10 protein-coding genes are annotated in these 14491 nt (G+C 54.2%); 5 read left to right on the top strand and 5 right to left on the bottom strand.

The features are described from left to right. The first annotated feature begins 92 nt into the window (after positions 1–92). On the top strand, positions 93–884 hold the full coding sequence (gene hisN, locus K6K13_RS09965) for a histidinol-phosphatase (protein ID WP_222161035.1): 792 nt from the start codon (positions 93–95) through the stop codon (positions 882–884). Between the two features lie 6 nt (positions 885–890). On the opposite strand, the gene K6K13_RS09960 is transcribed toward hisN, so the two are convergent. The 4 genes from K6K13_RS09960 to K6K13_RS09945 all read right to left on the bottom strand — a co-directional run bounded on the left by K6K13_RS09960 (position 891) and on the right by K6K13_RS09945 (position 5785). Continuing rightward, positions 891–1928: an AI-2E family transporter gene (locus K6K13_RS09960; protein WP_222160649.1), complete on the bottom strand. Its 1038-nt coding sequence runs from the start codon at positions 1926–1928 to the stop codon at positions 891–893. Positions 1929–2063: 135 nt separating this feature from the next. Next, positions 2064–3353 carry a glycoside hydrolase family 10-like protein gene (locus tag K6K13_RS09955; protein WP_222160648.1) on the bottom strand — a complete coding sequence of 430 codons (1290 nt, stop codon included), beginning with the start codon at positions 3351–3353 and terminating at the stop codon, positions 2064–2066. Between the two features lie 42 nt (positions 3354–3395). Next, positions 3396–4232 (bottom strand): N-acetylmuramoyl-L-alanine amidase, encoded by an 837-nt coding sequence (locus tag K6K13_RS09950; protein WP_286206790.1) that lies wholly within the window; start codon positions 4230–4232, stop codon positions 3396–3398. Positions 4233–4561: 329 nt separating this feature from the next. Further along, positions 4562–5785 carry an MFS transporter gene (locus tag K6K13_RS09945; RefSeq protein ID WP_222160646.1) on the bottom strand — a complete coding sequence of 408 codons (1224 nt, stop codon included), beginning with the start codon at positions 5783–5785 and terminating at the stop codon, positions 4562–4564. A gap of 115 nt (positions 5786–5900) precedes the next feature. Between K6K13_RS09945 and K6K13_RS09940 the strand changes: the two genes are divergently transcribed. The 4 genes from K6K13_RS09940 to K6K13_RS09925 all read left to right on the top strand — a co-directional run bounded on the left by K6K13_RS09940 (position 5901) and on the right by K6K13_RS09925 (position 13827). After that, the gene (locus K6K13_RS09940) at positions 5901–6989 is read left to right on the top strand and encodes an MBL fold metallo-hydrolase (protein ID WP_222160645.1); all 1089 of its coding nucleotides are present in this window, start codon (positions 5901–5903) and stop codon (positions 6987–6989) included. Positions 6990–7164: 175 nt separating this feature from the next. Next, positions 7165–8571 carry an SrfA family protein gene (locus tag K6K13_RS09935; protein WP_222160644.1) on the top strand — a complete coding sequence of 469 codons (1407 nt, stop codon included), beginning with the start codon at positions 7165–7167 and terminating at the stop codon, positions 8569–8571. A 4-nt stretch (positions 8572–8575) separates the two neighbouring features. Beyond that, positions 8576–11563: a virulence factor SrfB gene (locus K6K13_RS09930; protein WP_222160643.1), complete on the top strand. Its 2988-nt coding sequence runs from the start codon at positions 8576–8578 to the stop codon at positions 11561–11563. Continuing rightward, a complete protein-coding gene (locus K6K13_RS09925) occupies positions 11560–13827 on the top strand; it encodes a virulence factor SrfC family protein (RefSeq protein WP_222160642.1) in 2268 nt (755 codons plus the stop codon). Before K6K13_RS09930 ends, K6K13_RS09925 begins: the two co-directional genes overlap by 4 nt. Before the next feature lie 50 nt (positions 13828–13877). Here K6K13_RS09925 and K6K13_RS09920 read toward each other — a convergent pair whose 3' ends face one another. Next, the gene (locus K6K13_RS09920) at positions 13878–14438 is read right to left on the bottom strand and encodes a hypothetical protein (RefSeq protein ID WP_222160641.1); all 561 of its coding nucleotides are present in this window, start codon (positions 14436–14438) and stop codon (positions 13878–13880) included. Positions 14439–14491 lie beyond the last annotated feature (53 nt).

Genomic DNA, 14491 nt, shown 5'->3' with positions numbered 1-14491 from the left:
CGCAAACGCGCAATCCTGAATACCGACAGAAGCGCGCGTTGCTGAACAAGCAGCGGCATTGCCGAAACTAGAACTGCATTAGAAGGGACATCATCGTGCATAACTTACCTGATATTGCTTTTTTTCACACGCTGACCGATGCCGCAGCCGAGCAGACCCTCCCTCGCTATCGTTCAACGCAAAACCTCCACATTGGCAATAAGCCAAAGGAAGGTTTTCGCTTCGACCCGGTGACTGACGCCGATCGAGAAGCGGAGCGCGCCATTCGCGCACTGATTAGCGCACATTACCCTGAACATGCGATTTTGGGCGAGGAGTTCGGCGCAGTTGGTGATGGTGAAACCCAATGGATATTAGATCCGGTTGACGGAACCCGGCCCTTTCTGTGCGGCATTCCCGTGTGGGGAACGCTGATGGGGTTACTGCATCACGGGCGCGCCGTTATGGGCATGATGAGTCAGCCGTTTACGCAAGAACGCTTCTGGGCCGATGGGGTTCAATCCTGGTATCGGGGCCCCTATGGTGAGCATGCGTTGCAAACGCGTAAAAATCTATCGCTGTCGCAAGCTATTCTACACACCACCTCCCCCGAACCGGTTCCACGCCATCCTGGCATCCATTTTCAGCCCCTGACACAGCAAACCCTGATGACCCGTTATGGCGGAGAGTGCTATGCCATGGCTATGCTGGCCGCTGGCCACATTGATATCAGCGTGGAATATGGCCTGCAACCTTATGATATCGCTGCGCTGATCCCGATTATTGAGCAGGCAGGCGGCATCGTGACCACCCTTGATGGCGGACGTCCTGAAGGCGGTGGGAATATCGTTGCTTCAGGCGATCCGCAGCTTCACCAGCAGGTATTAGCCCTACTCAATGGCTGACCGACGTTAGTTTTCTTTTCCCCCCTCCAACAGGCGCGCCCAACGCGCGCCGCCATCAACCTGTTCGACAATCAACTTCAGCGTCATGGTCAGCGGCACGGCCAACAAAATGCCGATCAGTCCCAACAACCCCTGCCACACCAGCAGAGAAATCAAGACCACACTGGTGGCAATGTTCAGCTTCCGGCCACACAGGTATGGGTCCACAATCCAGCCCAATATCAGGTTGATGATCAGAAATGCCGCCAGTGCCGCCATACCTGTACTCATGCCGTTAAAGGCAAATGCCTGAATGATAGGCGGCACTGCCGCCAGAATAGATCCCAGCACGGGAATAAAATTCAGCAGAAAGGCCAGCACAGCCCAAATAAAGGCGAACTTAACCTGCAAAATGGTTAACAGCACCCAGATTGCTACGCCGTTTAACACGCTCATCAGCGTTTTAAGCATCAGATACTGCGTTACGCTATCAATGCCGCGACGCACGGCTTTCATGCCAGAGGATTCCGCGCGAAACAACCGTTGGATTTTCTCTACTAATACCGGCACCTCAATCAGCATGAAAATAACGGTCAGAAACACCACCAGTGCCGATGAAAAAAAACTGGATACATGGCTGAGCATACGGGTGATCAGTCCAAGAAATTGCCCAGGGTCAATCAGCGACATCGCCGCTTCCGGCGAGAGCGTTAGCCCCAATTCCTGCAATGGCGCCATACCGACGGCAAGCTGACGCGTCAGCAGGCTGCGCATTTGCAGGCTCATTTGATTTAACTCAGGCAACGCCGCCACCATCCGGAGCAGGACGTAAACCAACAGCATCAACAATACGCCGCCCAGCAACACCACAACCAGAGAACGCGGTAGACGTGTACGACACAATAGCGCCACTACCGGCTCAAGCACGATAGCCAAAAACAGGGAGAGCAGAATGATGGAGAGGATGGATGCCGCCAGATGGATCCCCATCATGACGATAGCCAATGCCGCTAACAGCAACACGCGGTTCAGCAACATATCATCGGAAAATACAGGTGTTTTCATGGTGGCCTGCTTAGGGTTAACACGACGTTTAAATCCTGCCGCACGCGATAAAATCCATTTTTGCAAATGCGCGTCGGACAGTTTGTTCTTCAACAGAAAATATAGCGGCTTTTCGCCGCAACGTCGTTTTTAACGCTATTTACCCCAGTGCGTTTTGAGGTAATCCACCGCAGGACCGGTTTGAGGTTGATGAAGAAATCCCTCACGAAAGAGCACACTGCCTTTCACTTCCGGCAGCGCTTCATTGAGCGCCAACTGCCGCCGCAGTTCAGGCACGCCGCCGTCCTGCGCCCAATCAGGCTCCTTTTGGGAAGGCACACCGACTTTATACAGTGCAATACCAATGTAGAGGCGCGTTTTTGTTGGCTTTACCACATCCGCCCACCATTTTACCAGTGTGTCATAACGGACAATTTCTCGTGAGAAAGGCCAGTAGATTTGCGGGATGATGTAGTCAATCAGGCCGCGTTCCACCCACAACCGAGTGTCTGCATAAGAGATGTCATAGGCCGCCCCCCCGCGCGTATCCGAACCGCGAGCGTCATTCTCCGCATTGCGCCACACGCCCGACGGACTGATGCCAAACTCAACCTGCGGTTTGACCGCTTTGATTGCCATCGATACTTGCTCAATCAACAGCAAGGTATTATTGCGCCGCCAGTCCCCTTTCAGGGCGAACCCCTGTCCGTACTGCCGATAGGTAGCATCGTCTTGCAAACGAGAAGCCGGGGTTTCGTAGTAGAAGTAATCATCAAAATGGATGCCATCTACAGCGTAGTTGTTAATCAGTTCCACCACCACGTTGGTGATCCACTGACGCACCTCTGGGATACCAGGATCCAACACAAACCGGTCGCTCGCCGTGCGTATCCATTCTGGGTGCAACGCATACACGCTCGAGGGCGAGGCACTAAGGGTGCGGCGCAGCGCGGTCACCGTTTTCTGCTGGGTATTGCTGGTCACACGGTAAGGATTAAGCCAGGCGTGAATGCGTAATCCACGCTTATGCCCTTCAGACAACATGAAGGCCAAAGGATCGTAACCAGGATCTTTGCCCACCACGCCGGTTAAGACATCAGACCACGGCAGTAAGGCCGAACGGTATAACGCAGTGCCATCCGGCTTTACCTGAAAAAAAATCGTGTTAACGCCCAGGCTAACCAGATTGTCAAGCTTGTCGATCAGCGCCTGTTTTTGTAACGCAATGCGGCGCTCATCAGAAGGTTCATCACTTGACGCAGGCGTCGGCCAGTCAAGACCGGATAGCGTGGTCAGCCAAACCCCCTTAACGTTCTCCGGCACAGCCGGAGAAACGCGGACCGGAGCCTCAACCACCACGGGAGAGATGATGTTCCCTTTACTACTGCACCCAAGCACCCCGCACACCAAGCACAGCAGAAAAAAACGACGTTGATGATTCAGCATGTTTGGGCAATTCCTTGGCAGTAGAAAGGGCAATCATGGGGTTCAGGTTCGGTATTTTTCCACCAGCGCTTTGGCAATTGCCTCCGTTTGCGCATCGGCATTGCCTTCGATGTCCGTCGGGCGGAAATGCATTTGAAACGCGCTGATGGTCAAACGTGTTTCTTTATCCAGCTCACCGTTTTGTGGAATTTTATCATAGCCATACTGATGCAGTGCTTTCTGAAGCGTCAACACATCCGTCGGCGCACTCGGTTGCCGTCCAGCCAGATACTTGTTCACCGTTGCATCATCAGGCCAGGCACCAACGCCCATCTCCGCAAACCGTTTCCAGGGGAACAGTTTTCCAGGGTCCTGTTTGCGCAGCGGTGCAATATCGCTGTGCCCCAGCACATTATCCGGCGTGATGTTGTTACGCTTGATAATGTCTTTGGTCAGCGCAGCCAGCGCGGTGATTTGCGTTTCATTGTAAGGATACCAAGTACGAACACCAAGCATGTTATCGGTAAATCCAAGGTTGACAATCTCAATGCCTACCGACGAGTCATTGATATTTACCCGACCATTCCAATTACTGACACCCGCATGCCAGGCTCTCATATCCTCTGGTACCAGTTGCATCACTACGGGCTTTTTATCGCGCAGCGGTGGATTTTTCGCAACCAGATAATGCGCACTTACCTGCCCCTGGGTTAATACCTTTAACGAACGCGCATCATCCAGTGCGGTGTAATGTAAAATCAGAAATCGGACACGCTCATTCTGGCCCTTAGCCGGATGAGTGGTATCCACGATGTAATCGCCACGATCCACTAACGTTGAACGTGGCGTAGAACATCCGGCAACAATCAATGCGAGCATTCCCACGGTGAGCAATTTCAGCCCACCTGGACGAGTGGTAGACAAAACAGAATTGAATATCATAGAAAAGAAAAATTCACCTCCTTGGCGATCATTAGCAGCAATAAACATCACGATAAGCCCGTAAACAGGCACTTTATTCTAATAATAAATGGTTGCTATTAAATCATCGCTAAACCGTTACGATATTTAATCGTTTTATAGCATTTCCAAGGAATAATTACCCTTTTCAACACCCAAAAAGTGACACTGTCACCTTAAAGATTAACCCTATTGCGGTAAACGTTTCTATAAAGCAGGCGTAAAAAACGGGAGCCACCCGGCTCCCGTTTTTCCTTCGATGCTGGGTGCTACAGTGCACGCTGCCGCGTTTCCTGCCCCAACAGCATAATAGCCAAGACAGCAAGCAGTATTGCCAGACTAAACAAGGCAAAAATACCACTGATGGGCACGCCGCTTGCCACCAAAGCACCAACCAACAGTGGGCCAAAAATCCCACCGATGCGCCCTACTGCTGCTGCCATTCCTGCACCGGTAGCGCGAATGGACGTCGCATATTGCTCTGGCGTATAGGCATACAGCGCCCCCCAGGCCCCGAGGTTGAAAAACGACAGCAGCGAGCCGGAAAGCAGCAGTTGTGGGGCACTGCTGGCAACACCGAAAAAATAGGCGCTGATCAGCGTTCCCAACAAATAGACCACCAGCACAGCCTTTCGCCCTGCACGTTCAATCAGCCAGGCAACGGTAAAATAGCCGGGTAACTGCGCCAGCGTCATCACCAGCACGTAACCGAAACTTTTCACCATATCAAACCCTTTGAGCATCATCACGCTCGGCAACCACAAGAACATGCCGTAATAGGAGAACACCACGCAAAACCAGACAATCCACAGCATTACGCTGGCACGCCGCAACTCCGGCGCCCAGAGTGCTGCAATCTTATGGCGAAAAGCGCTTTTTTTCTCTTTCTGGCTCAGTTGCAGATAGTGCGGCGAATCCGGCAAACGAAAGCGCAAGTAGAGCGCATAGAAGGCGGGCAACGCACACAGGATCATGGCACCGCGCCAGCCAACGCTCGGCAAGGGAATAAGGAAGTAGGCGATTAATGCGGCCAGCAGCCAGCCGACAGCCCAAAAGCTTTCGAGCAGCACCACGACGCGTCCTCGTACTTCTGGGGGCACACTTTCACTGACCAGCGTAGATGCCACCGGCAATTCACCGCCTAATCCCATGCCGATAAAGAAGCGCAACACCAGCAAACTGCCGAATCCCCAGGCAAAGGCGCTTAATCCGCTGGCGATGCTGAACATCAGCAACGTGATCATAAAGGCAGATTTACGCCCTTTACGATCGGCATAAAGGCCGAAAACAAATGCGCCAACCGCCATGCCAATGGAGTTAACGCTACCAATTAGCCCTAACTGCGCGGCAGAAAGCCCCCACTCCAGCTTCAGCGCCGCCAGAACAAAAGATAATAGCCCGACATCCATAGCATCAAACAACCAGCCGGTGCCACAAATGAGCAATAACTTATTACTGGATAACGCACCCTGTCTTACCTGAGATAAAATCATGATATTGTTATGTCATCGTCAATCACGGTTTGTTTAGCATACTAAACACGCATGACGCTGTCATGCAGCTTTTTTACTCAGACAGCACAATTTCACCTTAGGGCGGAGTGACACCATGACCGAAAAGGCGATATCGAACACCACGCCTCCTCACTATTCTGCGGCTGACCAGCGCTTTCACAACGTGCGACCCAGCGTATACCTGCACATGGGTTGGCGTGAGCGGCTTTCGGTACTCAGGCGCCTGTTGTTTACTGCACGATCCCGTATGCCGGAACAACGTTTGCCCGAAGTCACGCCGAATTGGCGGGAGTTTCTCAAACCTGACACCAAAACCCGCGTCATCTGGTTTGTTCACTCCACTCTGTTACTGAACATGGATGGCGTCACCGTATTGATCGACCCGGTATTTTCTGCATCCGCTGCCCCCTTTCCTTTTCGTATCAAACGCTTTCAACCGTCGGTGGTCCCGATGGAAGCCTTACCCGCCATCGATGTGATCGTGCTTTCACATAACCATTACGATCATCTGGACCGCGTGACCATCGATTTTTTCCGCGATAAGAAAAGCTATTTTGTTACTCCGCTCGGCATGGGAAAAACCCTGCAAAAATGGGGGATCGCCGCAGAACGCATTACCGAACGGGATTGGTATGAGGAATGTGCGTGGAAGACGCTGAAATTAACTGCGGCGCCAGCGCGTCATGCCTCCGGTCGCCCCCCCTTCGATCATAACCGCACGCTCTGGTGCTCCTGGGTGCTACAGAGCCCGCATGAAACGCTGTATTACAGCGGGGACTCCGCCTACGATGACCACTTCACGGCCATCAGAGAACGCTTTGGCCCTATCGACCTTGCGTTTGTCGAGAATGGGCAATACAACCGACGCTGGCCCGATTCACACATGACACCAGAACAAACCCTGCAAGCGGTATGCGATCTGGCGCCGCGTACCTTTGTTCCTATTCACTGGGGCATGTTTACGCTGTCACTGCATCATTGGACAGAACCGGTACAGCGCAGCTGCGCGTTGGCCGCTCAGAAAGGCATTCAAGTGCTCTGCCCACGTCTGGGGGAAGTGGTGGACAGCCATTCGTTATCCGCCCCACCGTTATGGTGGATGCCCTTTGTGCCCGAAAAGACGTCGGTTCCCTTCCCACCCGCATCACAAGACACGGCATACTCGGAAAACGATAGCCCATAGAAAAAAACGGCCCTTACACGACGCGAAACCCAAGAAACGGCGTTTATAGGTCAAATATTTAGTGGTTTTGTCGTTTCTTTATCCGTTTGACATTGCCATTTCCGGTTTAAAGTACATTTTATAGTAAACTGATTTGATTTCAGATTTTAACCTTCCATTTAATAAGGTCTTTTTCTTGGCAAAATCATTACTACGCAGCGGAAGTTTGGCCGATTTTTTTGCGCTGGGCGAAAATGGGCAACCGGTGTATGCATCGGCACTTCAGTTGCGGGAAACTCTACGTTTACGGCGACAACAAACGATCGCTGACTGCCTGGCCATTCCGCAGCCTAATGAAACGGGCGACCGTCTTGATTGGTACGCTCCCGGCGAAGGAAAAGTGACCTCATGGATGGCCGCGGGCGAAACAGAACGGGAGGCCGCGCTGGAGCAGTTGCAAACCTGCCTAACCACCGTTGCAGCGCTGAGTGAGCGCGCGTTGGCATCAGACAATGCGGCACAGCAACGATTTGGTGCCCTGCTCGCCAAGGCGTTCCAATTCCCCGCAGCAAATTACGTTTATCTGGTCGGTGGCCGCCCCGTCATCACCTTTTGGGGTTTTATTAATATTGACCAAAAACCGCGAACCGACGCCTTGGAGTGCCTGCGCGAAGCCTTGCCGGTCCTCACGTCACAACCGCTGGTCGATCCGATTGCACCGCCCATTGCGCAACCCAACGCTGCCGCCGTCTATGCGGAAACGGCGTCGTTACCGGTTGAGCCAGACAGCGAACCCGACGACGCGCCCAGGGTCGCTATTCCTCCTGTGCCGTCCGCAGCTCAAGGGAAATCAGCCTTACGCCGCTGGTGGTGGGTTGCACCGGGCGTAGCACTCGCCGGTGCGTTAGTGTGGCAGTTCCGCGCGGGCGCGCCAAGCCAACCGATAACGGCCGAACCGGTGGTCGCACATACGCCAGAAAAACGCGTGCTACCTGCTACGGAAAAAACCAAAGAAGCCGAGATCATTGCACAAAATGCCACACCGATAGCGCCACCACCGGTTGCTGCTGAAACGCCGCCCGAGGCAGTAAAAGCGCCCGTAGTTGCACATCCTGAAACCGCGCCGGTGGTGGCCCAGAAACCGGCCCCGACGCCCAGCACGCCACCGGTTGAAACAGTGGTTGCAGAAGTCAAACCGGAAGAAGCCAAACCGGTAGACAAAAATGCGCTGGTGATGCCGATATTATCGGTCAAGCTGGGAAAAACGGATTTCCTAAATGGCACCTGGCGCGTGACGGCTGATACCAAAACCCCCACTATTGGCAAACCGGCCAGCCTGCGTTATCAACTCAAAGATGGTCAGGGTACGGTACGCCTCACTCATGGTGAAGGCGTCAGTTGCCGCGCCAACGTCACTGCCGGATTGATGCAATCGGGCAATCTGATTATCAACAGCCGGGTTAAAGCGCGCTGTAGCGATGGATCACGCTATCAAATGCCAGAAATTGTTTGTTGTCAGGGGGCCAGCGGCCCGGCTGAGTGCTCAGGCCGTTATGACGACGACAACCTGATCCCTTTGACTTTCAAGCGTGAGAGCGAATAACCCTATGCTGGCCACGATTACGGACTATAAACAAAAGATCACCCTTATCCAGGACAGCGGTCTGCAATTTTTGGATTTTGCGCTTAAACCGGCTATCGATGCTCAAGGCCCAGGCAAGTTCGTCCGCAAGACGGCAAACGGCCCTTTATTGCGCTTGATCCTCAATGAGGAGAACGGCAAATATCTTCTGCCTGCACCGCTGGGATCTGCGCCAGAAGTCGTACGCCCTGAGTCCAGTTTCTCGCTGGGCCAATCGCTGCTGCTGTTGAGTAATGTCTGGCTGCCGCTCCCGTTTATGCGTTTCAACCCACCGCGTACCTTTATCGGTGGCCCGGATAACTGGGCACGCATGAAGGTCGTGCCCCTGCCAAGACCGGATCAGGATGGCAATACCCACCGTATTTGCATCGTCTTCGACACCAAAGTCTATCCTGACGGCGATGAGAACGAGCTGCTCGTCCCGACCGAAAGCGACATTACTGCCGGTTTGAAGTTTACGCTGGCGTATCACAGTGAAGAGCTGGGGGAATTCCTCGATTTAACCTGGGTCGATGGCTGGCTACGCGAAGTCTTTACCCACCATGCCACCGAGCGTGAACAGCGTAGTGACGCTGACCAGCGCACTGCATTGCGTGGTTTTGAGTATCAGGCGCACTACCTGAACCTGCTGGATATGCTGGGCAAGCAACTGCGGATACCGGAAATCACGCTGGTTGCAGGCACACGGCAAGAGCCGGATATCGGCGTTGATCTCATTCTGGATGTTGGCAACTCGCACACCTGCGGCATTCTGGTCGAAGATCATCCTGAGGCGCATAACGGGCTGAGCCAGAGCTATGAGCTGCAATTGCGCGATCTGGAACAGCCGCATCACATCTACAATGAGATGTTTGAAAGCCGCATTGAATTTGCACACGCGCAGTTTGGCAAGCCTAACTTTTCGTTGGAAAGTGGCCGCGAAGACGCCTTCCTCTGGCCGTCTATCGTGCGGGTTGGCCGGGAAGCCAGTCGCATGGCGCTGGCACGTCTTGGCACTGAAGGTGCCAGCGGCCTCTCCAGCCCACGCCGCTACCTGTGGGATGAAGAGAGCTACGCGCCCGGCTGGCGGTTCAGCAAAACCGTCGGAAATGCCGCGCTGGAGCCACACGCCATCGCCGCACCGTTCACACATTTGATCAATGATGACGGTCAGCCGCTGTTCACGGTGCCGTTCGACGATCGTCTTCCGGTATTCTCGGCACAATACAGTCGCAGTTCACTGATGACGCTGATGCTGTGCGAGCTGCTGGCACAGGCGTTAAGCCAAATGAACAGCGCGGCACAGCGTGCGAAAATGATGAACGACAGCGCTCCGCGCCGCCTGCGTAACATCATACTGACGCTGCCCTCCGCCATGCCGAAACCTGAGCGAGAAATTTTCCGCCGTCGTATGCAGGAAGCCATTGGCCTGGTCTGGAAAGCGATGGGATGGCACCCAGCGGATGATGGCTTCAGTACGGAACAAGAAAAAGCGGCCAGTCGCTTCCCCGCACCTGATGTGCAAATGGAATGGGATGAAGCTACCTGCGGTCAGATGGTCTATCTCTACAACGAAAGCCAGGTCAATTTTGGTGGCAATACCAAAGCCTTTTTCGCCAGCCAAGCGCGACCTGACCGGGTGCGAGATGCCGATGAGCAGCCGGGACAAACCCTGCGCGTTGCATCGATTGATATCGGCGGCGGCACCACCGATCTCGCGGTAACACAGTACACACTGGATGACAGCATCGGCAGTAACGTCAAAATCAGCCCGTTGTTGATGTTCCGCGAAGGCTTCAAAGTGGCGGGCGACGATATCTTGCTGGATATGATCCAGCTCTACGTGCTGCCTGCACTGCATGCATCACTGAAAAAAGCCGGGATCGCTACACCGGATAGCCTGATGGACAAGCTGTTTGGCAACGCGGGCAGAATGGATGGTCAATCTACCCTGCGCCAGCAGTCCACTCTGCAAATCCTGATGCCGATTGGGCGTGCGATCCTCGAAGCCTATGAAGGGTTCGATCCGCTCGACATGAGCGCCGAACTGGAAGCCAGCTTTGGTGAACTGCTGCCACAGCGGCCGACCGGCAAGGTGCTGGACTATTTGAACGGCGAAATTCAGCGTGAACAACCGGCGGATGCTACCGCATTTGATATCCTGCATACGCCACTCATCGTTCGTCTTAGCAAGTTGCACGGCGAGTTCTTGTCCAACCGCATCAGCATCACGCAAAATTTGCGTTCTCTGTGCGAGGTGGTGGCACTCTATGATTGTGATGTGTTGCTGCTTACTGGCCGCCCGTCGCGGTTCCCCGGCATACAGGCACTGTTCCGTTATCTTCAACCGTTGCCCATCAGCCGCATCGTGTCACTGGATGGCTACCACACCAGCGATTGGTATCCGTTCAATAAATTCGGCCGTATCGAGAACCCGAAATCCACAGCGGCGGTTGGCGCCATGCTATGCCTGTTGGCACTGGACCTGCGCCTGCCAGGCTTTTATTTCAAAGCGGGGGATTTCGAACCCTACTCCACTATCCGCTATTTCGGCATGATCGATGCCAACCAGCAGTTGACGCAGGATAACCTCTATTACAGCGATATCGATTTGGATGCCGCCGATTTTGAATTGGACAAACGCGGCTACTTCTCGGTGCGCGGCGGTATTGGGCTGGGTTTCCGTCAGTTGGATAACGAGCGCTGGCCCGCCACGCCGCTTTACACGCTGACCATTATCGATCAGCCGCTGGCCCGTAAGCTTGCGGGTGACAGCGTATTGCATCTGCGTTTAGCGGTGGCACGCGAGGCAGGACAATCGACACCAGAACGTTTCGACATTGCCGACGCCACGCTACAAGATGGCAGCAAAGTTCCGCTTCACTATCTGCGGCTGCGGCTTAACACGCTGGCTGACAGCGCTTCCGGCGCAACACACTACTGGATCGACAGCGGGAGCGTATTCAGCAAATGAGAGCACTGACGCCAAAACAACTTTCGACCCGGTTAACCACGCAGTTGACTGCCGCATCAGAAGGCATTGAACAGGCCATTAAGTGGGTAGAGAACAACCGTCCCCGCTCGCCGCGTTTGGAGATGGAAGCCGATACGCTAACCATCAAACTGCGCCGGCATCGCAACAAGGCACAACGGCTGGCAGACAGCGCCGGAAAAGAGATGGCCATCGGGCTATTCGGTCAGGCACAGGAAGGCAAAACCTACCTGATTTCCGCGTTAGCCGCGGGCGAAAATGGTCGACTGGAGAGCGATCTCGGCGGCCATACCCTAGACTATCAGGCGCATATCAATCCTGAAAACCAGCTCGCCGGTCTGGTAACCCGCTTTACCCGTCAACCTGGCGTGAAAAATGCCACCTATCCGGTTCAATTGTTGTTGTTAAGCGAAGCGGACATCGTCAATATTCTGGCACAGGCCTATTTGTCCACGGCCGTAGCACCGCCGTCGCCCCGTAGTTTGGCCGAGGATGAACAGCAACTCATCGAGCAGATGGCACTGTTGGCGATGCATCGTCAACCCGAGACTATCCCGGGATTCAGTAGCGATGAAGTCATTGCTCTGTGGGACAGCCTGGCGCGTCACGATGGCAAACGGCAAAAATGGCTTGAGACCCACTTCTGGCCCGCTGCCATTGCCCTTACCCCAGCGTTGACCATTGACGATCGCGCGCGGTTGTTCTCGGTGTTGTGGCAGGGCAAAGAAGAGTATACGGCGACCTATCGCCAGTTTGCGCATACGCTACAGCGCCTGAATTACAGCCATAAAGTGTTGGCACCGCTTAGCGTACTGGTTGATGACGTCTTGCTGCCTACCGATGGCATCATGAACCTGTCCACCGTCGCCTATCTCAATACCTCTTCCGATCCCAGCGTGCATGTGCGCCCCGTCATCAATAATCGGGCCAGCAAACCGGTTGAGCTTTCACTGGCGGAGTTGGCTTTCCTCGCCGTTGAACTGGTGGTGACGCTACAGTCACCAACGCGCGAGCCGCTGTTTGAGCAAGTCGACCTGCTGGATATTCCGGGTTTCAACCCACTCAGCAATGTACACGCCGCTTCCAGTAACGATCGTGAGCACGGTGCAGTGCAACGCTACAAATTCGATCAGCGTGTCATCCACAACACCCACTACGATGAAGGCGTTCAACGCTACGTGGGTAATCCGGGTGAATCCTGGGGGACCATGCTGGCAACTGACGATCGTGGTGTAAAACGCATGGCTAACTGGCTGAATACCGAAGTCAAACGGGAAAACAAGCTGGCGCGATTGTCAGAACAGTTGCATGACATGCAAAATGAACTGTTCGAACACATCCTCGGCGGCTGGTATCAGTCGGACAGTGAAATTTCGGCGATGAGAAAGCAGAAAGTGGCCGAATCCGTGTTGAAATCGCTCCAGACGCGGCCTGGCGTACACGGCGAATTGCTGGAGCGCATGTTGCCGACGCGGGATGAGCTGCGGCGTCTCTATCAACAGCAGCGTCAATCCGGCGTTAGCGCGGTCGCCCACCCGGCTCTGGATAACAGCAGTACCCTGACCAACGCCGATCCGTTTGGCATTGGCATGGATATCGATTTATTCAGCGACACACCGCTGGATGTGACACAGGCTGACGACATCCACACGCCAAGCGATGTGGATACCAATGCGATCTTTGCCCGTCAGGTTTTGCGTTTTTGGATAAACCACATGCGCAACCTGCCAGACAACGCACCGCTGGTCGAATTGCTCGGGTTGAGTAAACCGACGTTGGAGATGCTGATGGAAGAAGTCATCACCGCCGGTCTGCGTCAAGGTATTAATCAGGCGCTGCACGCGACGCTGAACCAGGACGATCACCCCAGCGCCTACACGGACAATGAGATAGACAGCCAGGTTTCTCGCGCCCTGACGGTGCTCGGCGATTATATCGCCTGGTTCGGTTTCCAGAAAATGACCGAGGAACAGCGACCGGAAAGCCGCATTAACCGTGGCCGTAAAATCTTCGCCAAGCCGGAAAAACAGGCCGTCAGTTGGGGCAGCGCCAAACGGTTAACCAAGTTGTCGCTCACCCCCACCAATAATACGGCGTTTTACGTGTACGATTGGCTGATTGGGCTCAATACCCTGATTCTGCAAAATGCCGGGCATTCCGCCGGTGGCGAACTGGATGCCGAACAGCGCAAACAGTTGGGTGCCATTCTGCAAATATTCAAACCCACCGCATCCGGCGCAAAATAAGTGATCTGCCCCTGCTCAATGCAGGGGCAAAACCAGCCCCCGCTCTCCGTTTACGGATAGTGTTCAATACGGGTCGCATTTATCTCGAGTGTGGCGAGTGATGATGAATGCGGACTGTCGATGATGTAATCACGCAGTCGTGCCAGACTAACGTCATAATCAGACACGCAGCATACGGCGTAGTAAAGATCGTTTTCATCTGCCATCGCGGTAACGTAGCGCTCAACGGCGCGCTTGATATCCGATATCGTCATTTCGGTAGCCGACGTCGACGCTTGTGTGGTTTTTGCCTGTTCCAGAAGCGGAATACAGGCTGCTTTCATCATCAAACTTCTTGGCGCTTGCGTCGACAACACCTCACAGCCCCCGAATTTATTGACGTGGCACTTCAAAATGCTGCCCAGCGTCGCGATACGATCGCCACGCGCCAGCATCGCCATCGCATGATCCACCTGCTCTTTATATTCAGGGTCGCAGGCGATCAAATAGAGACAATTGGCGTCGGCGATATCCTCAACGGGGCGGCCCTTGATCGACATGCTTTGCGGATCGATGCTCGCCCTGCCTAAAACCTGTGACGATGACGTCGGTGGATCGATTATCAGTAGCACGGTAGCCCCACAGCCTCTGTCGTTAGTTGCGCCATTTCCGCCCGTACTGGTAG

Source organism: Symbiopectobacterium purcellii (assembly GCF_019797845.1).
Classification (GTDB): domain Bacteria; phylum Pseudomonadota; class Gammaproteobacteria; order Enterobacterales; family Enterobacteriaceae; genus Symbiopectobacterium; species Symbiopectobacterium purcellii.
This window is presented reverse-complemented; position numbering and strand designations above follow the sequence as displayed.

Coding starts and splice junctions, on each gene's coding strand:
- K6K13_RS09960 (WP_222160649.1), bottom strand. CDS start 1,928: ATGAAAACACCTGTATTTTCCGATGATATGTTGCTGAACCGCGTGTTG.
- K6K13_RS09955 (WP_222160648.1), bottom strand. CDS start 3,353: ATGCTGAATCATCAACGTCGTTTTTTTCTGCTGTGCTTGGTGTGCGGG.
- K6K13_RS09945 (WP_222160646.1), bottom strand. CDS start 5,785: ATGATTTTATCTCAGGTAAGACAGGGTGCGTTATCCAGTAATAAGTTA.
- K6K13_RS09940 (WP_222160645.1), top strand. CDS start 5,901: ATGACCGAAAAGGCGATATCGAACACCACGCCTCCTCACTATTCTGCG.
- K6K13_RS09930 (WP_222160643.1), top strand. CDS start 8,576: ATGCTGGCCACGATTACGGACTATAAACAAAAGATCACCCTTATCCAG.
- K6K13_RS09925 (WP_222160642.1), top strand. CDS start 11,560: ATGAGAGCACTGACGCCAAAACAACTTTCGACCCGGTTAACCACGCAG.